The sequence below is a fragment of the Geodermatophilus sabuli genome, assembly GCF_010686765.1.
Lineage (GTDB): Bacteria > Actinomycetota > Actinomycetes > Mycobacteriales > Geodermatophilaceae > Geodermatophilus > Geodermatophilus sabuli_A.
In genome coordinates this window covers 48,463-70,197 of record NZ_JAAGWF010000017.1, presented here as the reverse complement: position 1 = coordinate 70,197, position 21,735 = coordinate 48,463, and the positions used below count along the sequence as shown (strand labels likewise).

General features: G+C 75.2%; 24 protein-coding genes and 1 tRNA gene. 15 read left to right on the top strand and 10 right to left on the bottom strand.

The features are described from left to right. Window positions 1-47 precede the first annotated feature (47 nt). Entirely contained in the window at window positions 48-698 is a 651-nt protein-coding gene (locus tag GCU56_RS15330; protein WP_163482615.1) for a pyridoxamine 5'-phosphate oxidase family protein, read from the top strand. 187 nt (window positions 699-885) lie between these two features. Next, complete coding sequence (locus tag GCU56_RS15325; protein WP_345771861.1) at window positions 886-1,716, top strand: mycofactocin-coupled SDR family oxidoreductase; 831 nt, start codon at window positions 886-888, stop codon at window positions 1,714-1,716. Window positions 1,717-1,727: 11 nt separating this feature from the next. Here the strand turns inward: GCU56_RS15325 and GCU56_RS15320 are convergent, their stop codons facing one another. The 3 genes from GCU56_RS15320 to GCU56_RS15310 are packed head-to-tail and all read right to left on the bottom strand — an operon-like array spanning window position 1,728 to window position 2,913. After that, complete coding sequence (locus tag GCU56_RS15320; RefSeq protein WP_163482613.1) at window positions 1,728-2,171, bottom strand: SRPBCC domain-containing protein; 444 nt, start codon at window positions 2,169-2,171, stop codon at window positions 1,728-1,730. Continuing rightward, window positions 2,168-2,497 (bottom strand): ArsR/SmtB family transcription factor, encoded by a 330-nt coding sequence (locus GCU56_RS15315; RefSeq protein WP_345771860.1) that lies wholly within the window; start codon window positions 2,495-2,497, stop codon window positions 2,168-2,170. Before GCU56_RS15315 ends, GCU56_RS15320 begins: the two co-directional genes overlap by 4 nt. After that, window positions 2,494-2,913, bottom strand: coding sequence for an SRPBCC family protein (locus tag GCU56_RS15310; RefSeq protein WP_163482612.1), 420 nt, complete (start codon window positions 2,911-2,913; stop codon window positions 2,494-2,496). The genes GCU56_RS15315 and GCU56_RS15310 overlap by 4 nt, the downstream gene beginning before the upstream one ends. Window positions 2,914-3,051: 138 nt before the next feature. On the opposite strand from GCU56_RS15310, the gene GCU56_RS15305 reads away from it, so the two are divergent. From GCU56_RS15305 to GCU56_RS15295, 3 genes are all read left to right on the top strand, one after another. Continuing rightward, on the top strand, window positions 3,052-3,240 hold the full coding sequence (locus tag GCU56_RS15305) for a hypothetical protein (protein WP_163482611.1): 189 nt from the start codon (window positions 3,052-3,054) through the stop codon (window positions 3,238-3,240). A gap of 51 nt (window positions 3,241-3,291) precedes the next feature. Further along, a complete protein-coding gene (locus GCU56_RS15300; protein WP_163482610.1) occupies window positions 3,292-4,632 on the top strand; it encodes an MFS transporter in 1,341 nt (446 codons plus the stop codon). Between the two features lie 66 nt (window positions 4,633-4,698). Continuing rightward, window positions 4,699-5,817 (top strand): NAD-dependent epimerase/dehydratase family protein, encoded by a 1,119-nt coding sequence (locus tag GCU56_RS15295; RefSeq protein ID WP_163482609.1) that lies wholly within the window; start codon window positions 4,699-4,701, stop codon window positions 5,815-5,817. Here the strand turns inward: GCU56_RS15295 and GCU56_RS15290 are convergent. Continuing rightward, complete coding sequence (locus GCU56_RS15290; RefSeq protein WP_163482608.1) at window positions 5,814-7,046, bottom strand: erythromycin esterase family protein; 1,233 nt, start codon at window positions 7,044-7,046, stop codon at window positions 5,814-5,816. The genes GCU56_RS15295 and GCU56_RS15290 overlap by 4 nt on opposite strands. Before the next feature lie 59 nt (window positions 7,047-7,105). On the opposite strand from GCU56_RS15290, the gene GCU56_RS15285 reads away from it, so the two are divergent. Further along, the gene (locus tag GCU56_RS15285; RefSeq protein ID WP_163482607.1) at window positions 7,106-7,867 is read left to right on the top strand and encodes a TioE family transcriptional regulator; all 762 of its coding nucleotides are present in this window, start codon (window positions 7,106-7,108) and stop codon (window positions 7,865-7,867) included. Here GCU56_RS15285 and GCU56_RS15280 read toward each other — a convergent pair. Next, the gene (locus GCU56_RS15280) at window positions 7,821-8,984 is read right to left on the bottom strand and encodes an acyl-CoA dehydrogenase family protein (RefSeq protein ID WP_204332162.1); all 1,164 of its coding nucleotides are present in this window, start codon (window positions 8,982-8,984) and stop codon (window positions 7,821-7,823) included. The genes GCU56_RS15285 and GCU56_RS15280 overlap by 47 nt on opposite strands. A 148-nt stretch (window positions 8,985-9,132) precedes the next feature. Between GCU56_RS15280 and GCU56_RS15275 the strand changes: the two genes are divergently transcribed. Further along, on the top strand, window positions 9,133-9,618 hold the full coding sequence (locus GCU56_RS15275; RefSeq protein WP_163482605.1) for an STAS domain-containing protein: 486 nt from the start codon (window positions 9,133-9,135) through the stop codon (window positions 9,616-9,618). Between the two features lie 102 nt (window positions 9,619-9,720). Beyond that, window positions 9,721-10,302, top strand: coding sequence for a histidine phosphatase family protein (locus tag GCU56_RS15270; protein ID WP_163482604.1), 582 nt, complete (start codon window positions 9,721-9,723; stop codon window positions 10,300-10,302). 169 nt (window positions 10,303-10,471) lie between these two features. On the opposite strand, the gene GCU56_RS15265 is transcribed toward GCU56_RS15270, so the two are convergent. Further along, complete coding sequence (locus GCU56_RS15265) at window positions 10,472-11,584, bottom strand: EAL domain-containing protein (protein WP_163482603.1); 1,113 nt, start codon at window positions 11,582-11,584, stop codon at window positions 10,472-10,474. A 131-nt stretch (window positions 11,585-11,715) separates the two neighbouring features. Here GCU56_RS15265 and GCU56_RS15260 point away from each other — a divergent pair, with 131 nt between their 5' ends. Next, window positions 11,716-12,342, top strand: coding sequence for a TetR/AcrR family transcriptional regulator (locus GCU56_RS15260; RefSeq protein WP_163482602.1), 627 nt, complete (start codon window positions 11,716-11,718; stop codon window positions 12,340-12,342). 1 nt (window position 12,343) lies between these two features. Here the strand turns inward: GCU56_RS15260 and GCU56_RS15255 are convergent, their stop codons facing one another. Together GCU56_RS15255 and GCU56_RS15250 are read right to left on the bottom strand one after the other, a co-directional pair. Next, a complete protein-coding gene (locus tag GCU56_RS15255) occupies window positions 12,344-12,841 on the bottom strand; it encodes a DUF427 domain-containing protein (protein WP_163482601.1) in 498 nt (165 codons plus the stop codon). A 5-nt stretch (window positions 12,842-12,846) separates the two neighbouring features. Then, entirely contained in the window at window positions 12,847-13,077 is a 231-nt protein-coding gene (locus GCU56_RS15250) for a DUF3618 domain-containing protein (protein WP_163482600.1), read from the bottom strand. A gap of 91 nt (window positions 13,078-13,168) precedes the next feature. Here GCU56_RS15250 and GCU56_RS15245 point away from each other — a divergent pair. Further along, window positions 13,169-13,249, top strand: a tRNA-Leu gene (locus GCU56_RS15245). A 144-nt stretch (window positions 13,250-13,393) separates the two neighbouring features. Then, the gene (locus GCU56_RS15240) at window positions 13,394-13,951 is read left to right on the top strand and encodes a dihydrofolate reductase family protein (RefSeq protein ID WP_163482599.1); all 558 of its coding nucleotides are present in this window, start codon (window positions 13,394-13,396) and stop codon (window positions 13,949-13,951) included. A 68-nt stretch (window positions 13,952-14,019) separates the two neighbouring features. Here the strand turns inward: GCU56_RS15240 and GCU56_RS15235 are convergent, their stop codons facing one another. Next, window positions 14,020-14,940, bottom strand: coding sequence for a DUF6910 family protein (locus GCU56_RS15235; protein WP_163482598.1), 921 nt, complete (start codon window positions 14,938-14,940; stop codon window positions 14,020-14,022). A 52-nt stretch (window positions 14,941-14,992) separates the two neighbouring features. Continuing rightward, window positions 14,993-16,981: a putative bifunctional diguanylate cyclase/phosphodiesterase gene (locus tag GCU56_RS15230; protein WP_163482597.1), complete on the bottom strand. Its 1,989-nt coding sequence runs from the start codon at window positions 16,979-16,981 to the stop codon at window positions 14,993-14,995. Window positions 16,982-17,141: 160 nt separating this feature from the next. Here GCU56_RS15230 and GCU56_RS15225 point away from each other — a divergent pair, with 160 nt between their 5' ends. The 4 genes from GCU56_RS15225 to GCU56_RS15210 all read left to right on the top strand — a co-directional run bounded on the left by GCU56_RS15225 (window position 17,142) and on the right by GCU56_RS15210 (window position 21,730). After that, window positions 17,142-18,737 carry a helicase HerA-like domain-containing protein gene (locus GCU56_RS15225; protein ID WP_163482596.1) on the top strand — a complete coding sequence of 532 codons (1,596 nt, stop codon included), beginning with the start codon at window positions 17,142-17,144 and terminating at the stop codon, window positions 18,735-18,737. A 71-nt stretch (window positions 18,738-18,808) separates the two neighbouring features. Beyond that, window positions 18,809-19,018: a hypothetical protein gene (locus GCU56_RS15220; protein WP_163482595.1), complete on the top strand. Its 210-nt coding sequence runs from the start codon at window positions 18,809-18,811 to the stop codon at window positions 19,016-19,018. A 25-nt stretch (window positions 19,019-19,043) separates the two neighbouring features. Then, on the top strand, window positions 19,044-21,152 hold the full coding sequence (locus tag GCU56_RS15215) for a glycosyltransferase (protein ID WP_204332160.1): 2,109 nt from the start codon (window positions 19,044-19,046) through the stop codon (window positions 21,150-21,152). Further along, on the top strand, window positions 21,149-21,730 hold the full coding sequence (locus GCU56_RS15210) for a hypothetical protein (RefSeq protein ID WP_163482594.1): 582 nt from the start codon (window positions 21,149-21,151) through the stop codon (window positions 21,728-21,730). The genes GCU56_RS15215 and GCU56_RS15210 overlap by 4 nt, the downstream gene beginning before the upstream one ends. Window positions 21,731-21,735 lie beyond the last annotated feature (5 nt).

Below are 21,735 nucleotides of genomic sequence, written 5' to 3'. Positions count from 1 at the left end.
ACCGCTCGACCCGGCGGACCCGTGGCGCGCACCCGGAGGATGAGCGGGTGACCTACCCGTCCAGCCCGCGCACCGAGCCGACCCGCCACCGCGAGCGGGTGTCCTACGACCGGGCGACGGTGCACGCCGTCCTGGACGAGGCCGTCGTGTGCCACGTCGGGTTCGTCGTCGACGGCCGGCCGGTCGTCCTGCCGCAGCTGCACGCGCGCGTCGAGGACACGCTCTACCTGCACGGTTCGACCGGCGCGCGGGCCATGGTGACCGCGCGGGACGGCGGCCTGGACGTCTGCGTCACCGTCACGGTCGTCGACGGGCTGGTGCTGGCCCGGTCGGCGTTCCACCACTCGGTGAACTACCGCTCGGTCGTCGTGCACGGGACGGCGGCCGTCGTCACCGACCCGGCCGAGAAGGCCGCCGCACTCGACGCCCTGGTCGACCGGGTCGTCCCCGGACGGATGGCGGGCACCCGCGCGCCGGACCGCAAGGAGCTGGCCGCGACGACGGTGCTCGGGCTGCCGCTGGCCGAGGTGTCGGTCAAGGTCCGCAGTGGCCCGCCCATCGACGACCCCGGGGACCTCGACGGGCCGCACTGGGCCGGCGTCCTGCCGCTGAGCACCGTCGCGGGCCCCGCCGTCCCCGCGCCGGACCTCGTCCCGGGCATCGATCCGCCGGCGCACGTCACGACCTGGCACCGCTGAGGGAGCGGCGCCCCGGGCGAGGTCGTGGGCGGCGTGCCACGTTGCCGGCGTTCCTCGTGCACGGCGCCTGCCGCAGGTGCGGCAGTGCGCGGGGAACACCCGCACGGCGCCAAGCGGCCGGTCCGGGCCGATGAGTCGCACCGTCTCGACCGGTCCTGACTGCAGGACATCCGACCTGGGAGGGCTCGTGGGACGGTTCGACGGCAAGGTCGCCTTCATCACCGGCGCGGCACGGGGACAGGGTCGCAGCCACGCGCTCCGGCTGGCCGGGGAGGGCGCCGACGTCATCGCGGTCGACCTCTGCGCGCCGATCGGCACCGTCGCCTACGACCTCGCCTCGCCCGAGGACCTCGCCGAGACCGGCCGGCTGGTCGAGGAACGCGGCCGGCGGGTGGTCACCGCCGAGGCCGACGTCCGGGACGCCGACGCCCTCCGGACCGCCGTGCGCGCGGGCGTGGCCGAGCTCGGGCGGCTCGACGTCGTGCTGGCCAACGCGGGCATCGGGCTGATGTCGCCCGACGCCCCCGCCGCCGACGCCTTCCGCGACCAGCTCGACGTGAACCTCGTCGGCGTGTGGAACACCGTGCAGGCCGCGGCACCGGTCCTCGTGGAACAGGCGCGCGGCGGCGCCGTCGTCCTCACCAGCTCGGCGTTCGGGCTGACCGGGCGCGGCGGCGACGGCTCCGGCGGGGGCGACGGCTACGTCGCCAGCAAGCACGGCGTCGTCGGCCTCATGCGGACGTGGGCGAACTGGCTGGCGCCGCACGGCGTCCGGGTGACCTGCGTCAACCCCTCCGGAGTCGCGACGCCGATGCTGCTCAACCCGGCCGTGGCGGCGCTGTTCGGCGGCGACGCCGAGACCCCGCCCAAGCCGGCCCAGGACGTCGCGAACCTGCTGGACGTCACCCTCGTGCAGCCGGAGGACGTGAGCGCAGCGGTCGCCTTCCTCGCCTCCGACGAGGCCCGCTACATCACCGGCGTGGCCCTGCCCGTGGACGCCGGCATGCTCGTCCGCTGACCGCTGCGCCGTCACCGCGTCGGGAGGGCCGCCCGGTAGTGCGGCAGGAGCGTCGACCAGCCGCCGGCGTTGCGGTCGCGCCACGCCTCGCCGCGGGCGCCGAGCCGCTCCCAGCCCCGGTGTTCGATCTCGACGCGCGTGGTGCCGGCACCGGTGTCCACGAAACGGATCTCGACGTCGGTGGCGTCGGCCCGGTCGGTGCGGAGGAACCAGCGGTAGGCCAGCCGGGACGGCGGCTCCCACGCGGTCACCTCACCCCAGTCGTGCTCCAGCCCGCCGGCCGTGCGCTCGTAGACGCGCCCGCCCACCCGGCCGTCGAGGACCACCTGCAGCCCCGCCTCGCCGGTCACCGTGTGGTCGGCCGGCCACCACGAGCCGATGCCGGAGGTCCACACCCGGAAGGCGCGCTCCACCGGGCAGGCGACGTCGACGGCGAACCGCAGCGGCTCGGTCACGGCCGACGGCCGGTCTCCTCGGCGGTGCGCTGGAACCGGGCGGCGGCCTCCCCCCAGACCTGCTCGAGGTAGCGCCGGACCGCTTCGAGCCCCTGCTCCTGCAGTCGGTAGATCCGGCGGGTGCCGCGCGGCTCCTCGGCGACCAGCCCGGCGTCCTTGAGCAGCCGCAGGTGCCGCGACACCGCGGGCCGGCTGATGGGCAGCTCGCGGGCCAGCTCGGCCACCGATCGGTCGCCCGCTCCGAGGAGGCTGAGGATCTGCCGCCGGTTCGGGTCCCCCAGCGCCTCGAACGGGTCCCCGGCGGGCGCGCCGGCGGCCCCGGTCACCGGCCCTCGACCCTGGCCTCGAGGCCCCTGGCGAACGTGTCGAACGAGGGCTGCAGGTCCGGCATGGAGCGCCAGATGAGCCCGAGCAGCGGACCGGTGAACTCCTCGCGCATGCGGAACGTCGTCGCTGCGCCGTCGGGGGTGAGCGTGTAGGTCCGCACACCACGGAACAGGCCCAGCGGCAGGCCACCGGTCAGCTCCAGCCGGGATGCCGGCTCGACCGCCGTCACGCGCACGGGGAAGGCGCGCCCGGGGGCTGCCCGCGAGCGGATCGTCAGCGTCGCGCCGGGCGCGACCGCGCCGTCGACGGCCTGCACGCCGGAGTCCCAGGCCGGCCAGCTCCCGACGTCGACCAGCACGCGCCAGACGGCGTCGGCGCCCGCCGAGATCGATGCCGTCGACTCGTAGGAACGCACGGCCGCCACCTCCCCCACTCGGTAACCGGCACGTTACCGTAACGGCGGGCTACCGGTACCGGGTCCCGCGGGTGCATGGACCCTCCCGCCCGCGGGCACTCCCCTGGTCCGATCGGGCTGTCGATCAGGGGAGGCACCATGTCCGCACCGACCCGTCGCTGGCGCACCGCAGCCGCAGGGCTCGCGATCGCCGTCGCCTCGCTGACCACTGCCGCCTGCGGCGGGGACGTGGTCGACGACGACGTGCAGCAGGACGTGGAGCAGGGCGTCGACGACGTCGAGCGGGAGGTGGAGGACGCCACCGACGGCGAGGACGGCGACGGCTGAGCCGGCCGTGGCCCCGCGTGTGCCGAGCGCACACGGGGTACGGGCCGCCCGATGACCACCGACGCGACGACGACCTCGCCGACCCGGGCCCAGCGCCTGGACCGGCTGCCGTTCACCCGCGAGCACGGCCGGCTGGTCGTCGGCTCCGGCGTGGGCTGGGCCCTGGACGCGATGGACGTCGGGCTCATCTCGTTCGTCATGGCCGCGCTCGCCGTCCAGTGGTCGCTGAGCCCCACGGAGCTGTCCTGGATCGGCTCCATCGGCTTCGTCGGGATGGCCCTCGGTGCCACCCTCGGGGGACTGCTCGCCGACCGGATCGGACGGCGCCAGGTCTTCGCGCTCACGCTCCTGGTGTTCGGGGTGGCCACCGGCGCGGCGGCGCTGGCCTGGTCGGTGGCGTCGCTGCTGGTGTTCCGGTTCCTCATCGGCCTGGGTCTGGGTGCGGAGCTGCCGGTCGCCTCCACGCTGGTCAGCGAGTACGCGCCGGCGCGGGTGCGGGGCCGGGTGGTGGTCGCGCTGGAGGCGTTCTGGGCGGTCGGCTGGCTGGCCGCGGCGTTGATCGGTTACCTCGTCGTCCCCCGGAGCGACGCCGGCTGGCGCTGGGCCCTGGCGCTGGGAGCGGTCCCGGCGGTCTACGCCGTCGTCGTGCGGCGGGGGCTGCCGGAGTCGGTCCGGTTCCTCGAGCTGCGCGGCCGGGTGGACGAGGCGGAGGCAGCGGTGCGCCGGTTCGAGTCAGCGGCCGGGGTGGCGCCGGTCCCGTCGCCGCCGTCCCGGCCCGTGCCGCCGGCGGGGCCGGGCGCGCTCTGGGCGCCGGACACCCGGCGCCGCACGGCGGCGCTGTGGACCGTCTGGTTCGGCATCAACTTCGCCTACTACGGCGCCTTCATCTGGCTGCCGACCCTGCTCGTCGCCTCCGGGTTCTCCCTCGTCCGCTCGTTCGGGTTCACCCTCGTGATCACCCTCGCCCAGCTACCCGGCTACGCCGCCGCCGCGGTGCTCATCGAGCGCTGGGGGCGCCGTCCGACGCTGGTGGTGTTCCTGGTCGGCTCGGCACTCGGGGCCGGGCTGTTCGCCCTCGCCGACGGTGACACCGCCGTCCTGGTCACCGGCATGGTGCTGTCCTTCTTCAACCTGGGCGCGTGGGGCGCGGTCTACGCGGTGACGCCCGAGGTCTACCCGACCGCGCTGCGCGGCACCGGGTCGGGCGCCGCGGCGGGCTTCGGGCGGATCGCCTCGATCGCCGCGCCGCTGTGCGTGCCCCCGTTGCTGGACGCCGGCGGCACCGGCCTCGTCTTCGGCACCTTCGCGAGCTTCTTCGTGCTGGCCGCGCTCGCCTCCTGGGCGCTCCCCGAGCAGCGCGGCCGGCCGCTGGAGGACGCGGCCGTCCAGTGACCGCCTCCGCGGGACGGGCACCTCCGCGGTCGGGTTCACCGGCGGGACTGCGGGTAGCCGCCCTGCATGGCTGAACTGTCGCGGGACCACCTCCAGGGCCTGCGGGTCGCCGTCACCGGCGCCAGCGGCAACGTCGGCACGGCGCTGCTGCGCCGGCTCACCGCTCCGACCAGCGGCGTGGCCGAGGTCCGCGGGCTGGCCCGCCGCCGGCCTCCGGAGGGCGCCCCCTACGACGGCGTGCAGTGGCACCTGGCCGACCTCGGCGACCCCGCCAGCGACGAGGTGCTGGCCGGCTTCGTCGGCGGGGTGGACGCCGTCGTGCACCTGGCGTGGGCGCTGCAGCCCGGGCGCCGACCCGAGCAGCTGCACCAGGTCAACGTCGAGGGCACCCGGCGGGTGGCCCGCGCCGCTGCGGCCGCCGGCGTCGTCCAGTTCGTGCACATGTCGTCCCTGGGCGCCTACGCGGCCGGTGCCGGAGGGCGGGAGGTCGCCGAGGACTGGCCGACCACCGGCATCCCCAGTGCGCAGTACAGCCGCGACAAGTCGGCGGCCGAACTGGCCGTCCGCGAGGTCCTCGGGGCCCGCGCGGGGACGACGTTGACCGTCGTCCGCCCGACCCTGGTGCTCCAGCCCGAGGCCAGCAGCGAGATCGGCCGCTACTTCCTGGGCCCGCTGCTCTTCGGCGCCGCCCGGCTGCTGCCCGGCCCGGTCGCCCGGCTGCTGCCCCTGCCGCTGCCCGCGGTGCACGTGGGCTTCGTGCACGCCGACGACGTCGCCGACGCGGTGGAGCGGATGCTCGACCGGCGCGCTCCCGGCCCCTTCAACCTGGCCGCCCAGCCGACCATGGACGCCGACGCGATCGCCCGCGCCCTGGGCACGGTGCGGGTCCCGGTCCCGGCGCCGGTGCTGCGCGCGGGACTGGCGGCCGCCTTCGCCGCCCACGTGGTGCCGACCGAACCCGGGTGGCTCGACATCGGCCTCGAGGCGCCGGCACTCGACACCACCCGCGCCCGGCGGCTGCTGGACTGGGCGCCGTTCCACCGCGGCGACGAGGTGCTCGCCCAGTTCGTCGCCGCCCTCGGCCGTGGCGCGGGCGCCCCGGGGCCGCTGCTGCGTCCGGCCGGCGGGCCCGAGCTCGACCCCGGCGGCGACCCCGCCAACGCCCCCGGCCCGCGGGCCGACTAGGCCGTGGCGTCGCCGTGCGGGAGTGCCTGGCCCCGCCCGGCGTCCTTGACGAACGCGATCCCGTCGGTACCGGCCACGGACGCCGGATCCAGCGGGGAGTAGCCGTACCAGGGGGACACGCGCGGGGCGGGCGTCGCGTCTGCGAGCGCCGCGGCCAGCCGGCGGGCGTCGACCAGGCCGCGCTCCTGCGGGAGCGCGTACAGGAGCCCCTCGAGGGTGTCCGGGGGCGGGGCGCCCACCCCCCGGTGGCCGATCGTGCCGAGGGCCGTGGCCAGGAAGGCGTACTGCTCCCCGAGACGGGCGCTGACGATCGCGCCGGCGCTCCACCACTCCACCGGGCCGCCGCCCATCCGCATGGTGCTCTGGTCCCGTTGCAGATGGCCGTTGTGGGCGCTGACCAGCGTCGGGCCCCGGTCGGCGAGCGCGAGCAGGTTGGCGGCCATCATCGAGTCGCGTACTCCGAGCAGCCACGCCAGGCGGCCCGGGGAGGTGTCGGCCATCCAGGAGTGGTACCGGAGCAGGCCGGTGGCGGTCCGCCCGTACAGGAGCGCCCGATCCCGGTCCTCGGGTGCGGACGACGCCTGCAGCCGGGGCGCCTGCGCGTCGAGCAACGCCACCAGGTCGTCGGCGAGCAGCCGCAGTGCGACGGCGTCCGGCGTCCGCCCCACGGACCGGGACGGGTCCCTCATCGCTGCGGGGTCGGTCCACCGGTCGTCGGCACCGAGCAGGCCGTCGAGCGTCTCCGCGGTGCAGGGGAGCAGGGCGGCGTCCACCCGGGCGGCGAGGTGGGCGTGCAGTGCGGTGAGGGCCTGCCGAGGGCTCGCGGCGCCGGTGATCTCGAGAGGGCCGTCGAACCCGGCGAAGCGGACCTGCTCCGCCGCGGGCCGGCCGTCGTTGTACGCGCGCATCCAGCGCACCAGGTCACGGTTGCCCGGGAAGGCACCCCACTCGTGGCTGAAGCCGCGCTCCACGACGTCGTCGAGGACGCCGGTGCCCGAGGTGACGTGGTCGTCCACGACCAGGCCCATCAGGCAGTCGCTCTCGATCGCGATCGTCCGGTAGCCCTCCTGCTCGACGAGTTGCCGGAAGAGGTCGTTCCGCAGCTCCAGCAGGACGTCGTCGCCGTGGGTGGGCTCGCCGAGGGCGAGCAGCCGCGGCCGGGTGGGGAGCAGCCGCATGACGGTCGCGGCCTCGACGGGTTGGGCGATGTCTCCAGCAAGGGCGGTCATCCCTTCGACGGTATCGTTGAACTCCCGGTTGAGACTTCTCCGCGACTCCAGGCAGGACGATGGGACGAACCCTCAAAGTCGACGGCAGGCTCAGGCCGGTCGACCTGGCGCGCGGCCACGGCCTGTCCACCCAGGCGGTGAGGAACTACGAGGCGGCCGGCATCCTGCCGAGCGCCGGACGCACCGCGCACGGCTACCGCACCTACACGCCGCTGCACGCGCAGGCCCTGCGCGCCTTCCTCGCCCTCGTGCCCGGCCACGGACACCAGGCCGCCGCGGCGATCATGCGCGCGGTCAACCGGGGCGCGACCGAGGAGGCCCTCCGGCTCGTCGACGAGAGCCATGCCCAGGTCGTCGACGACCGCCGCACCCTCGAGGCCGTCGAGGCCGCGGTCGGCGACCTCGAACCGCTGGTGCAGCGTCCGGGCGACGTGTTCGTCGGTCCACTGGCACGCAGGCTCGGCATCCGCCCGGCCACCCTGCGCACGTGGGAACGCGCCGGCCTGGTCCGGCCGCGCCGCGATCCGCAGACCGGCTACCGGGTGTACGGCGCGGCGGACGTGCGCGACGCCCTGCTGGCCCACCAGCTCCGGCGGGGCGGCTACCTGCTGGAGCAGATCGCCCCGGTGATCGCCCAGGTCCGCTCGGCCGGAGGTGTGGCGCCGCTGGAGTCGATGCTGCGGGACTGGCGCGCCCGCCTGTCGGCCAGGAGCCGCGCCATGCTCGCCGGCGCCGCCGCACTGGACGCCTACCTCGACTCCGCGGCCCAGCCCCTCAGGTGCGCGGCATGCCCGCCTCCCGGAGCAGCCCGCTCCCGATGATCACGCGCTGCACCTCGCTGGTCCCCTCGTACAGGCGGAAGAGCCGGGCGTCGCGGTAGAAGCGCTCGACCGGGGTGGAGCGCAGGTACCCCAGGCCACCGTGCACCTGCACGGCGCGGTCGACCGCCCGGCCGACCATCTCGGTGCAGAAGAGCTTGGCCGACGACGGGCCGATCGAGGTGTCCGCGCCGCTGTCGTACCCGGCGGCCACGTCGCGCACCATGGCCCGGCCGGCCAGCAGCTCGGCGTGCATGTCGGCGAGCAGCGCCTGGACCAGCTGGAACCGTCCGATGGGGGCGCCGCCCTGGTGGGCGCTGGCGGCGTAGCCGACCGACTCGTCGAGCACCCGCTGGGCCATCCCCACGCAGAGCGCGGCGATGTGCAACCGGCCGCGGGAGAGCACGGTGAGGGCCTTGGCGTACCCCCGGCCCTCCTCGCCGACCAGGGCGTCGGCCGGCACCCGCACCCCGTCGAGGACGACCTCGGCGGTCCAGGCGCCCGACTGGCCCATCTTCGCGTCGCGCGGGCCCACGGTGAGCCCGGGGGTGGTGGCCGCCACGATGAAGCTGGAGATGCCCCGGCCACCACGCTCCGCGGGATCGCTGCGGGCGAAGACCACGAACAGGTCGGCGATCGGCGCGTTCGTGATGTAGCGCTTGGTGCCGTCGAGGAGCCAGCCGTCGCCGTCCCGCCGGGCGGTGGTGCGCAGCCCCGCGGGATCCGAGCCGGCCTCGGCCTCGGTGAGCGCGAAGGAGCCGATCAGCCGGCCCTCGGCCAGTCCGGGCAACCAGGCCTGCTTCTGCTCCGCGCTGCCGAACCGGGCGATCACCTGGCCGGCGATGCCGTTGTTGGTGCCGAACAGCGACCGGAACGCCGGCGTCGTGTAGCCGAGCTCCATGGCCAGTTCGACGTCCTCGGACATCGTGACGCCGAGTCCGCCGTACTCCTCCGGCAGCGCGTACCCGAACAGGCCCATCTCGGCGGCGCGGGCCCGGAGGCCGTCGGGTATCCGGTCCTCGAGCTCGATGCGCTCCTCCAGCGGGACGACGACCTCCCGGACCAGCTGCCGGACGGCGTCCCTGACCTGAGCGAAGTCCTCGGCGTCCACGGCCGACATCGTGCCCTGGGCAACCGGGTTGCGCGCCCTGATCGAAGCGTTGAGCAACCGCGCACGCACTCGGTGTTGTGGGCGCTGCTCCGGCGGCCTACGGTCGGTGCACCCGCCGAGCCCGTGGCGTCAGCAGCACACCCCCGCCGGAGTCCCCGTGCCGCACCTGCAGGTCGCTCTCGTCCCCGCCCCGGACCAGGTCGTCGTCCGCGTGACCGGCGACGCCGACGTCTCCACCGTCGCCCGCCTGACCGGCGCGCTCGAGGAAGCGGCCGCCCTCGGCACCGGCCGGGTCGTCGTGGACGTCGCCGGGACGCGGTTCCGGGACAGCTCGGGCCTGCAGGCGCTGACCGCCTTCACCGCGGCGCTCGCCCCGGCCGGGCGGCAGTGCCGGGTGGTCGGCGCTCCGCCGGCGACCCGCCGCCTGGTGCGCGCGGCCGGCCTGGCCGACCGGCTGGAGCTCGACGGCCCGCTCGCCGGCGCCGATCCGGTGCGCCCGCTGCGGGCGCCCGCCGTGACGGCGCCCATCCCCCACCTGCCGGCTCCGCCGACCCGCCGGGCGGTGGCCCCGCACGAGGTGCGGATGCGGACCGAGGACCGTCCGGTCCGCCGCCGCACCCGCACGCTGCGCCGCTGGCGCTGACGCTCCTCCCGGTCCGGCCGGGCGACGTCCTCGACGCCGGGGCGCCGGGGCACGGCACCGGGGATGCTCGTCCTCGCTGTGACGTCGAGACAGGGAGGCCCGGTGGGCGAGATCGTGGTGCTTCGGCACGGCCAGACGGAGTGGAGCCGCAGCGGCCAGCACACCGGCGTCACCGACGTGCCGCTGCTCCCGGAGGGCGAGGAGCAGGCCCGTCGGCTCGCGCCGGTGCTCGGGCAGTGGTCCTTCACGCGGGTGTGGGTCAGCCCGCGGCAGCGGGCGGCCCGGACCGCCGAGCTGGCCGGGCTGGTCCCGACCGGCACCGACGAGGACCTCGTCGAGCTCGACTACGGCGGCTACGAAGGCCGCACCACGGCGGAGATCAGCGAGGAGCTCGGCCGGGAGTGGTCCATCTGGCGGGACGGCACGGTGCCCGGCGCGACGCCCGGGGAGACCCTGGACGACGTCGGCACGCGCGTGGACCGGGTCCTGACCCGGGCTCGCGAGGTGCTCGACGACGGGGACGTCGCCCTCGTGGCGCACGGGCACGTGCTGCGGGTCCTCACCGCCCGCTGGCTCGGGCTCGACCCGGCGGCCGGCTCGCTGTTCGCCCTGCCGGCGGGGTCCTACGGCGTGCTCGGCCACGAACACCGCCGCCCGGCCCTGACCGGCTGGGGTCTGCGCTGAGGACCGGGGCCGCCCGGTCCCTCCGTCATGCGGTGCCGCCGGGAGCGTCGTCAGACGTGTGAGCCCCCGACCCGGCACCGCAGGGCCCTCCGGCCTCTCGGAGACACGTCGTCGGGCCCGGGTGCGTCCGGGCCGCGGCGGGCAGGCTGCGGAGGTGCGCAGCCACGGCTCAGCGCGGGCCTCCCCGGTGGACCGGCGTCCACGTGGACACGGGTTCCGCCTCGTCCGAGGGTGGGGTCACCGGGCGGCCGAACAGCCAGCCCTGGCCGAGGTCGGCGCCGAGCGCGGCGACCTCCTCGGCGACCTGGTCGGTCTCGACGCCTTCGGCCACCACCTGCGCGCCGAGGCGGTGGGCCTGCTCCACGACCGTCCGCACCGTCGTCCGGGCGCCGTCGTCGGGCAGGGCCTGGACCAGCGACTTGCCGAGCTTCACGACGTCCGGCCGGACGGCGGCGAGCAGCGCCCGGCTCGACCAGCCGGCGGCCACGTCGTCGAGGGCCACCCGCCAGCCGAGGGTGCGGTAGTGCTCGAGCACCGACACCAGGTGCCCGCGGTCGGTGACCGCCGAGACCTCCCCGACCTCGATGACCAGCCGCGAGGCGTCGATGCCGGCGTCGTGCACCGCCTGCTCGGTGGAGGACAGGCTGACCTGCGGCCGGTGGATCGAGGCCGGGTCGGAGTTGACGAACAGGTCGGCCTCACCCAGCCAGGACGCCGCACCCGCGATCGCCGACTCGCGGCCGATCCGGTCCAGCCGGGGCAGCCAGCCGGCCGACTCCGCGACGAAGAACAGGTCTCCACCGCCGACCTCCCGGCCGTCGACCAACCCGCGCAGCAGCGCCTCGTGGGCGACCACCGACCGGTCGGACAGCCGGACCACCGGCTGGTAGACCGACCACAGCTCGGCCTCGGCGAGCACGCCGATGTCGGCGGTCACGCCGCGCCGGGCCAGCTCGACGGCGAGCGTGGGAGCGGTCAGCAGGCGCGCGGCCATGGCGCTCCACTCCTCCGGCGGATCGGCGGCCACCCGGACGTGCTCCGCCTCGGCCGGGGTCAGCTCCCGCGCCAGCCGGCGGAACAGCCGCTCGATCCGCCCCCCGCCCGGCTCGTCCACGAGGTCCACGAGCCCGGGGGTCGCGAACACCGACAGGCCCAGGGCGCGCGCCGTCCGGGCCACCTCCGGCAGCAGGTGCTCGTCGGCCGTCGCGAGCAGCGCACGGGTCGCGGCCCCGGGGACGTCCCACGTCTCCCGGCGCCGGCCTCCGCCACCGTCGCTCGCCACGCCCAGCAGGATGACCGAGGGCGCCCGGCGGAGCGGGCAGGCGCGCGGTCCCGGGCCGCCGGAACACCCGCCACCACACGCACGTTCATGGCCTGTCGGCCGTCGCCAACTTGAATGTCTAAGGTCAGTTCATGCTCGCAGCACAGAGAATGGAGCCGCCGCGGACCAGCCGCGGTGGACGCCCCCGGGACCCCAGCCGGGACGGGGTGATCCGGGCGGCCATCCTGCGGCTGCTGGCGGAGGTCGGGTACGGCGGTCTCACCATGGACGCGGTCGCCGCCGAGGCGGGGGTGGGCAAGGCCACCATCTACCGCCGATGGCGTACCAAGCAGGACCTCGTCGTCGACACGATCTCCGAGCTCAACCAGGCGATCGCGGAGCCGCCCGACACCGGCTCCGTCGAGGGCGACCTGCGCCAGATCATGAGCCTCGTGGTCGCGACCGTGAACAGCCCGGCGGGCGGTGCCATCCGCTCCATCCTGCCGGCCATGCAGTACCAGCCCGCTCTCGTGGAGGCCTTCCGCACCGGCCCGCTCGCGGTCTGGCGAGCCGCCTACGCCCAGACGTGGGCCCGGGCGGAGGCCCGCGGCGAGGTGCGCCCGGGCCTGGACCAGTCGGTCACCGCCGAGGCGACCACCGCCCTGCTCGTGCAGCGGTGGCTGCTGACCGGCGAACCGCTGGACGCCGCGTACGTCGACGAGGTGTTCGAGACCGTGGTGCGGCCGCTGGTCGCCAACGCCCGGCCGGTACAGGGCTGACTCACCAGCCCCGGGTCCCCGCCTCGCCCTTGAACGGGCCGACCACGTCGGCGGTGATCCAGCCGCCGTAGAAGTCGCCCGCCTGCGCCCGCACGACCTCGCCGTCGACCAGCGCGCGGTCGACCCGGCTCGGGTAGAACGCGACGGCTCCCCGCAGGTGCGCGTAGCGCTGCGTCGGCTGCTCGTAGGACCAGCCGACGGCCGGCACGCGGCGGCCGTCGACGACGGCGTCCCAGTAGGTGGCTGCACCCTTCCACTCGCACCAGGAGGTGCCGGCCGCCCGCTCCAGGACGCCGTCGGCGACGTCGTCCCGCGGGACGTAGTAGACGGGCGGGTGACTCGTCTCGCACACCCGGATGGCGCGGTCGGTGGTGGCGACCACCCGGCCGGCGAGCTCGACCACCACCCTGCGGCCGGTCACCTCCGCCGAGGGCGGCCGCGGGTAGTCCCAGACCGACTCCTGCCCGGGCCCGACCGGGTCGGGGCGGGGATGCCGCACGCCGGTCAGTCCTTGCGGTGCCGGACCTTCTGGACCAGGACGAGGGTCACCAGCAGGCCGAGCGCACCGGCCGCGGCCATGCCCGCGGGGGTCTGCAGGAAGTGCTGGACGGCGGCCTGCCCCTTCGCCTTGAGACGCTGGGGGCTGCTCCGGTCGGCCAGCTGGTCGAGGGTCGCCGCCAGCGACTCCCGGGCGGCGTCGATCTCCAGCTGGATCTGTCGAGGGTCGCGAGGCACGGGCGACAGCCTGCCAGACGGCACCCGGTCCAGCGCGTTCCCGCCGGTCCAGGGCACCCGGGTGGGCGACCTCCCTACACTCGTGTCCCGCGCGGGAGTGGTGTAACGGCAGCCACGCCAGACTTAGGATCTGGTGCCTTCGGGCGTGGGGGTTCGAGTCCCCCCTCCCGCACGTCGACGCGCTCAGCCGCTCCGGGTCCGTGGCAACCGGTCGACGCGGCGGCTCCGCCGGCTGGTCGATGAGTTCCGGGCCCGCGTGCGGTCAGAGCCCCCAGTACCCGCTGGGACACGGACGCGCCGTTCGCGGAGGAGACGCATGGGCAAGCTGGTCTACTCGATGATCACCTCGCTGGACGGCTACGCCGTGGCGGCGGAGGGCGACCTCGGCACCGGAGCCGAGGACCCGGAGGTGCACACCTTCATCGGCGACGTCTTCCGCCCGGTCCGGACGTTCCTCTACGGCCGGCGGATGTACGAGACGATGGTGTTCTGGGAGACCGCGGACAGAGAGCCCGACGTGCCCGCGCACATCCTGGAGTACGCCCGGGACTGGCAGGCCGCCGACAAGATCGTCTACTCCACGACCCTGGAGTCGGTCTCGAGCACGAGGACCAGGATCGAGCGGACGTTCGACCCGGACGCGGTGCGCCGGCTCAAGGCCGAGTCCGACCACGACCTCAGCGTCGACGGCCCGACCCTCGCCGCCCAGGCGATCGCCGCGGGCCTGGTGGACGAGTACCACCTCTTCGTGACGACCAGCGTGGTCGGTGGCGGCACCCGGTTCTTCCCCGACGGCGTCCGCCTCGACCTGGACCTGGTCGAGGAGCGCGCCTTCGACACCGGTCTGGTCTACGCGCGCTACCGGACCCGCTGAGCCGGCGCCCGGCCTCGGTGGGCCGCACGGAGCGCGGCGGAGGCGACGGGTACGCGCACCGCCTGACCTCACCCCAGGTCGACCCGGAGGTCGAGCTCGACCGACGGCGCCGCCGGGTCGTCGGCGTCCACGACGGCGCGCAGGTCGACCCGGCCGGCGTAGGAGCCCCGCAGGGCCAGCCCCTCGATCTTGTGCACGCGGCCGTCCACCTCGGGGACGGGTGCGACGTCCAGCACCCTCTCCCCGTCGACGAGCACGAGGGCGGCGGCCACGACAGGGCCGTCGTCGATGGCGTTCGGGGTGTCCTCCGCGGCGGCGCAGAGCAGCACCCGGCCGTCCGGCAGGGCGATCGCGTCGGTCACCGCCAGGCCGACCCCGTCCACCTCCCCGAGGTCGTGCAGCTGCGGCTCCCCGACCGGCACGGAGGCGGCAGGGGCCCGGCCCAGGACGACGTCCACCAGGTCCGGCAGCGGGACGGCGACGCTGCCGGAGTGCACCCCGGCGGCCAGGTTGCCCCGGTTGAACCAGCGCAGGGTGCCGCCGTGCCGGCTGGCGCCCTCCAGGTTGAGCTGGTCGACCGGCAGGTCCAGGCGCTCGGCGACGCGGTGGTACAGCGGGCCGAGGTCACCGACGTGCACGACCGGGTGCCCGGACTCCAGCCGCACGAGGACGCCCCGCATGCGCCGGTCCGAGGAGCCCGAGCCCAGGAGGAGGACGGCCGGTTCGCCGTCCACCCCGGCCGGGCACGCCGCCTCGAGGTCGGGTTTCAGGCGTTTGGTCCCCGCCGCCTCGCTGAACCGGTCGTGGCCCTCCACCGGCGGCAGCACCCGCAGCGCGGTGACGCGGCCGCCGCGATCCCAGGCGACGGACGTGGCGTCGTCCTGCGCGATCAGCCAGCCCGCGCCCAGCGGCGCCAGGCCGGAGGCCGCGGTGACCGGGCTGCCGTCGTCGAAGCGCAGCACCCGGACGTCGTCGACGAAGACCCGCACCGGTGCGGTGTGCCCGAGGATCGGCGTCCCATGCGCCCGGGTCGCGGCGCGGTCAGGCGGGCAGGGCCGACTGGACGCTGTCGAACCACGCCGCCAGGACGTCGGCCGGCTGGGGACGGCACAGGTGGTACCCCTGGGCCACGTCGCAGCCCAGCCTGCCCAGGAGCTCCCAGGTGTCCTGGTCCTCGACCCCCTCGGCGACGGTGCTGAGCCCGAGGTTGTGCCCGAGCTCGACGATCGACCGCACGATGAGGGCGTTGCTCGGGTCGGTGGCCATGGAGGACACGAACGACCGGTCGATCTTCAGGCGGTGGACCGGGAGGTCCTTGAGGTGGGCCAGAGAGGTGTAGCCGGCGCCGAAGTCGTCGATCGACAGCGTGATGCCGAGGTCGGCCAGGCGGCCGAGGATGGCCCGCGCCCGGGTCGGGTCGGCCATGATCGCGCTCTCGGTGACCTCGAGCTCCAGGAAGTGCGCCGGCACCTGCGAGCGTGCCAGCGCCTCGAGGACGTCGTCGACGAACCGCTCGTCCAGGAGGTTGCGGGCGGAGATGTTGACGGCGACGTGCAGGGAGCGGCCCTCCGCGAGCCACTGCGCGCACTGCTGCAGCGCGGCGTCGATGACGTACCGGGTGAGCGGCCGGATCAGCGGCGTCCGCTCGGCGAGCGGGATGAACACCGCCGGGGGCACGGTGCCGCGCTGGGGGTGCTCCCACCGGACCAGTGCCTCGACCCCGCGCACGTCCTCCCCCGGCAGGCCGACCTTGGGCTGGTAGTGCAGCACCAGCTCACCGGTGTCGATGGCCCGCTTCAGTTCACCCAGCAGGCCCAGGCGCTCGGGGCTGTGCTCGTTGAGGTCGGCGTCGTACACGCAGACGCCGAGCCCGCGGTCCTTCGCGGAGTACATGGCGATGTCGGCGTTCTGCAGCAGGGTCTCGACGTCGGTCCCGTGCTCCCCCGACAGCGCGATCCCGATGCTGGCGTCGACGTCGAGGAAGACGCCGTCGGCCTCGATGGGAGCCTCCATCGCCGCCAGTGCCCGGGCGGCGAGCTCCAGGGCGGTGGCGGCGTCCCCGACGGCCGGCAGCAGGATGGCGAACTCGTCGCCGCCCAGCCGGGCGACGGTGTCCGCGGCCCGGACGGTCTCCCGGAGCCGGGCCGAGACCACCTGCAGCACGAGGTCGCCGTGGGCGTGGCCCAGCGTGTCGTTGATCTCCTTGAACCGGTCGAGGTCGATGAGCATGAGCGCCGAGGGTCCGTCCGCGTCCAGGGCGGCCTCGCCGCGCTGGCGCAGGAGCGTGCGGTTGGGCAGGCCGGTGAGCGCGTCGTGCAGCGCCTGCTGCCGGTTCGCCTCGGCCTGGGCGACCGTCTCGCGCCGGCTGCGGGTGAGCACCGCGGTGAACCAGCCCACCAGCCCCAGCCCGACGCCGAAGACGGCGAGGGTGGCCCAGAGCAGCAGCAGCTGGGACCGGCTCATGGCGGCCAGCGCCTGCTGGGCGTCGTTCACGTGCTCCCTGGCCTCGTCCTCCACGACGGCCTCGAGCGGGTCGAAGTGCGGGTCGACGTAGGCCTCCTCGAACGCCTGCGCGCCCGCGGGGTCGATCGACGCCGCGGCGATCAGTGCCTCGACGGCCTGGCCGTAGTCCTCGTGCAGCCCCAGCCAGCCGGCGACCAGCGCGTCGTGCCCGGTGCCGGGGATCGCCCCGAGCTCGAGCAGGGCGTCCCTGGTGGCGGCACTCGCCTCGTCGTACTCCGCGCGCAGCTCGGCGTCCGGCTCGACGGCCAGCTCGTCACCGAGGTCCTCCATGACCAGGAGCAGCCGCTCGGCCTCCTCGGAGGCCTCGGTGACCGAGGCACTCAGCTGGGCCTCGGTCGTCGCCCGCGCGTTCAGGATGGCGGCGAACACCGAGAAGACGGTCAGCACCAGGAGCACCGCCACCAGCCCGGCCGTGGCGGCGTGCGTGGACAGCCGCCTCCGGGCACTGCGCCGGACCCGTCGCAGTGGAGCGCGACCCCCCGACGTGCCGCTCGTCCGCGTGCTCATGGTCTGGTCCCCCCAGCGGTGGCGGCCCCCTGTGGGACCGCGCTCGTCCCGGTGATCGGCCGCGGAGCCGACGGACCGGATCCGTCCCGGAGCGCGGGTCACCCGGTCGGGTGACGCCGGGACGCCGTCGGGTCCCGGGCCGGCCACTACGGTCGGCGCCGTGACGCAGCCCCCGCCGTCCCCCGGCCCGCCCGTCGACGAGACGGCCGCGCGGATCGCGTCCGGCTACGCGACCAGCGGCCCCGCACTCGACCTGGGCTCGGTCGTCCACGGCGGGCAGCCGCACCCGGGTGCGGCCGTGCGGCTGCCCCTGGCCATGCTGACCCGGCACGGTCTCATCGCCGGTGCGACCGGCACGGGCAAGACGAAGACGCTCCAGCTGATGGCCGAGCAGCTGTCGGCGGCCGGCGTGCCCGTCGTCGTCGCCGACGTGAAGGGCGACCTGAGCGGACTGTCCCAGCCGGGCCCGCCCGGGGAACGGGTCACCGCCCGGGCGGCGCAGACCGGGGACCCCTGGACGCCGACCGCCTCCCCCGTCGAGTTCCTCGCCCTGGGCGGGCTGGGCGACGGCGTCCCGGTCCGCGCCACCGTCACCGACTTCGGTCCGGTGCTGCTCGCCAAGGTCCTCGGGCTGAACGCGACCCAGGAGAGCTCGCTCGGCCTGGTCTTCCACCACGCCGACGAGGCCGGCCTGCCCCTGCTCGACCTCAAGGACCTGCGGGCCCTGCTCAGCTGGCTGGTCAGCGACGAGGGCCGGGCGGAGCTCCGCGGGCTGGGCGGGCTGTCCCCGGCCACGGTGGGGGTGATCCTGCGCGAGCTCGTGGCCCTCGAGGACATCGGCGGTGACGTCTTCTTCGGGGAACCCGCCTTCGCACCCGCCGACCTGCTGCGCACCGCCCCCGACGGCCGGGGCGTGATCACCGCGGTGGAGCTGGCCGCGGTGCAGGACCGGCCCGCCCTGTTCTCGACCTTCCTCATGTGGCTGCTCGCGGAGCTGTTCGAGGAGCTCCCGGAGGTCGGCGACCTGGAGCGGCCGAGGCTGGTCTTCTTCCTCGACGAGGCACACCTGCTGTTCACCGGGGCGAGCAAGGCGTTCCTCGAGGCGGTGACGCTGACCGTGCGGCTGATCCGCTCCAAGGGCGTCGGCGTCTTCTTCGTGACGCAGGTCCCGGGCGACGTGCCCGGTGCCGTGCTCGGCCAGCTCGGCAACCGCGTGCAGCACGCGCTGCGCACCTTCACCCCCGAGGACGCCAAGGCCCTGCGCCGGACGGTGTCGACCTTCCCGACCTCGGAGGACTACGACCTCGAGGAGCTGCTCACCTCGCTGGGCACCGGTGAGGCCGCGATCACCGTGCTGTCCGAGCGCGGCTCGCCCACGCCGGTGGCCGCGACGCTGCTCCGCGCACCGCGCTCACTCATGGCACCGGCGGACCCGGCCAGCCTGCGGCAGGCGGTCGCCTCCTCGCCGCTGTCGGCGCGGTACGGGCAGCCGGTTGACCGCGACTCCGCCTACGAGCGGCTGGCCGCGCGGCTGGCGGCCCCGCCGGACCAGGAGCCGGCACCGGACGAGCCGGCACGGCGGGCACCCCGGGCCCGGCCCGCACGGTCCCGGACCCGTGCCGAGGAGCCGGAGGAGGGCGTCCTCGACCAGGTGCTGGGCTCCTCGGTCTTCCGGTCCTTCGCCCGGTCGGCGGCCTCGGCGCTGGGCCGCGAGATCACCCGCGGCCTGTTCGGCACCCGGCGCCGCCGCCGCTGACCGGTCCCCCGATCGGGTCGTCCTGGGGGAACCGGCTCCGGTCCGGCCGGATCGGTGCCGACGACGTCCTCGTGATCCCCTTCGCACCGTCGACCGCCGGGCGCGCGCGCCACCGGGCGCCCCACCGCAACCGCACCGGCCCCGCTCCCGTCGCCGGCCGCGGGCGGCACGCCGCCGACCGGCACCGCGGGGCCCCCGGCTGGAACCGTGAGGACCACGACCCGCGGGTGGACGGCGATCTCCTCGAGTGGCTGGGGTTCGCCCCGGTCGCCGGCGGCTGAGCACTCACCCGTACGGGTGACGGCGGTGACCCGCCGATTTGACCGCGCCGCCGCGGATGCCGACTCCCTGGTCGTGACGCTCCTGTTCTCGAAGCCGACGACCGCCGGCCGGGCCACCCCGGTGTCCGGGCCGCCGTCAGCACCCGAACGCCGGCTCGGCGACGTCCTCGTCGAGCAGGGCGTGCTGACCGAGGCCCAGCTCTTCGACGCCCTCCGCCAGCACGAGCGGATCGGTGAGCCCCTGGGTGCCGTCCTGCTCGCCCGCGGTCTGGTGACCCGACGCCAGCTGTACGTCGCCCTCGCGGAGGTGTGGGGCGCGGACATGGCGTTCGTGGACCCGATGGAGGTCGACACCGACCTGGCCCGCCTGTTCCCCTCCGCGATGCTCGCCCGCGAGGTCTGGGTGCCGCTGCAGGTGGAGCGGGACGACGACGGCGAGCTGCAGGTCGTGGTGGCCACCGCGGGCCGGCCCTCGGCGCACATCGCGCAGGAGGTCGTCGACCGCACCGGCATCCGGCGAGTCCGCCAGGTCGTCACCACCGACTGGGACGTGCAGCGGGCGCTGCGGACCGTGTGGCGCGACGAGCTGGTCCACGACGCGGTCCGCTCGCTCGCCGAGCGGCGCCCCGACGAGTCGGCCTCGACGGTGTTCGTCTGGCAGCAGGTCGCCCTCGGCATCACCGTGGCCGCCGGCACGATCCTCAGCGCCGCCCTGTGGTTCTCCACGACCATGCTGGTCCTGGTCACGACCGTGAACGTCGCCGTCGCCCTCGCCGTGGGCACCAAGGCGCTGATCAGCACCGTCGGCACCGCCTACGAGACCGTCGAGCAGGTCAGCGACGCCGAGGTCGAGGCCCTGGTCGACACCGACCTGCCCCGGTACACGATCCTCGTGCCGGTCTACAAGGAGGCCGGGATCGTCGGCCTGCTCATGCGCAACCTGGCCGCGCTGGACTACCCGCGCGAGAAGCTGGAGATCCTGCTCCTGCTGGAGGAGGACGACCCCGAGACGCTGGCCGCCGCACTGGCCGCCGCCCCGCCGGACCTCGTCCGGATCATCGTGGTCCCCCACTCGCTGCCCAAGACCAAGCCGCGGGCGTGCAACGTGGGGCTGGCCTTCGCGCGCGGCGAGTTCGTCGTCATCTACGACGCCGAGGACCGCCCCGACCCCGACCAGCTGAAGAAGTCGCTCATCGCGTTCCGCAAGGGCGGCGACGACCTGGTGTGCGTGCAGGCGGCGCTGAACTACTTCAACGCGCGGGAGAACCTGCTGACCCGCATGTTCACCCTCGAGTACTCCTCCTGGTTCGACTACACCCTCGCCGGCCTGGACAAGCTGCGGCTGCCCATCCCGCTGGGCGGCACGAGCAACCACTTCCGGACCGACCTGCTGCGCCAGCTCGGTGGCTGGGACCCCTACAACGTCACCGAGGACGCCGACCTGGGCATCCGCGCGTCGGCCCGTGGCCACCGCGTCGCGGTCGTCAACTCGACGACCTACGAAGAGGCCAACATGGCCGTCGGCAACTGGATCCGGCAGCGCAGCCGCTGGATCAAGGGCTACATGCAGACGGTCCTGGTGCACACCCGCCACCCGGTGAGGCTGGTCCGCACCGTCGGTCTCCGGCAGGCCGCGGGCTTCGCGCTGCTGATCGGTGGGACGCCGCTGATGTTCCTGGCCACCCCGTGGCTCTACCTGCTGTTCCTCGCCGAGCTGGTCTTCCCGGGCGTGCTGGTGCCGGCCCTGCCGGAGTGGGTGGTGCTGGTCAGCCTGGCCAACCTGCTGTTCGGCAACGGCGTGATCATCTACCTGTCGCTGCTGGCCGGCTTCAAGCGCCGCAGCTACGGGCTGGTGCCCTTCGCGCTGTTCTCCCCGGTCTACTGGCTGCTGCACTCCATCGCGTCCTACAAGGCCGCTTGGCAGCTGCTGACCAAGCCCTTCTACTGGGAGAAGACCCAGCACGGCCTGTCCGCCCACGTCCAGGGCGGTGCGCCCGACGGGCCGGCCGCCGAGACGCAGGCGGAGGACCGGACCGTGCAGCCGCCGGCACCCGCCGGCGCGGGCCGGCACGCCGCCGGCGACGTCCACGGCCGGCTGGCCTGGACCGACGTCTCCACGGAGGTGCAGCGATGAGCGCGGTGCTCACGCCGACGGTGGCCGATCGACTGGACACGTCGTGGGCGGTGCGGCCCCCGCGGGTGCCGCTGCGCCGCGTGTTCCTCACCTGCGGGCTGGTGCTCGCCGCCGAGGTGCCGCTGATGCTCGTCATGGGCGGCTCGTGGGTCGACGCCATGCTGCCCGGCTACGCGATCCTGATGGTCACCTTCGGGGCGGTCTTCTGCTTCGCCGCGGTCACCGTCGCCGGCTTCACCGCCGGCGCCGCCGCTGCCGGGCTGCTCCTGCTGGGGACCGTCGACCTGCTGCCGGTCCTGGCCGGCGCGGCGGTGCTGGCGCTGATCTGCGGCGTGGCGCCGGGCTGGGCCCGCGTCGAGGCCTGGCAGGCAGCACGCTCGGTCGCCCTGACCGCCGGGGAGGAGGCCGCCGTGGCCCGGGCGCCGTTGCCGGTCACCGGCCGGCACCGCATGAACGGTCCCCGGCAGCGGATCAGCTGGCGACTGGACCGCGTGTTCGCCGCCTACCTGGTCCTGGCCTTCCCGCCGGCGATCGCCGCCTTCTCGCTGTGGTTCATCGGGTGGGTCGCGGGGCGGTGACCGGG

Excerpts from the sequence above, each read along its gene's own strand:
- GCU56_RS15295 (WP_163482609.1), top strand. The coding sequence starts at position 4,699 with ATGGCTGAACTGTCGCGGGACCACCTCCAGGGCCTGCGGGTCGCCGTC.
- GCU56_RS15285 (WP_163482607.1), top strand. The coding sequence starts at position 7,106 with ATGGGACGAACCCTCAAAGTCGACGGCAGGCTCAGGCCGGTCGACCTG.
- GCU56_RS15300 (WP_163482610.1), top strand. The coding sequence starts at position 3,292 with ATGACCACCGACGCGACGACGACCTCGCCGACCCGGGCCCAGCGCCTG.
- GCU56_RS15305 (WP_163482611.1), top strand. The coding sequence starts at position 3,052 with ATGTCCGCACCGACCCGTCGCTGGCGCACCGCAGCCGCAGGGCTCGCG.
- GCU56_RS15290 (WP_163482608.1), bottom strand. The coding sequence starts at position 7,046 with ATGACCGCCCTTGCTGGAGACATCGCCCAACCCGTCGAGGCCGCGACC.
- GCU56_RS15260 (WP_163482602.1), top strand. The coding sequence starts at position 11,716 with ATGCTCGCAGCACAGAGAATGGAGCCGCCGCGGACCAGCCGCGGTGGA.
- GCU56_RS15210 (WP_163482594.1), top strand. The coding sequence starts at position 21,149 with ATGAGCGCGGTGCTCACGCCGACGGTGGCCGATCGACTGGACACGTCG.
- GCU56_RS15240 (WP_163482599.1), top strand. The coding sequence starts at position 13,394 with ATGGGCAAGCTGGTCTACTCGATGATCACCTCGCTGGACGGCTACGCC.
- GCU56_RS15280 (WP_204332162.1), bottom strand. The coding sequence starts at position 8,984 with ATGTCGGCCGTGGACGCCGAGGACTTCGCTCAGGTCAGGGACGCCGTC.
- GCU56_RS15230 (WP_163482597.1), bottom strand. The coding sequence starts at position 16,981 with ATGAGCACGCGGACGAGCGGCACGTCGGGGGGTCGCGCTCCACTGCGA.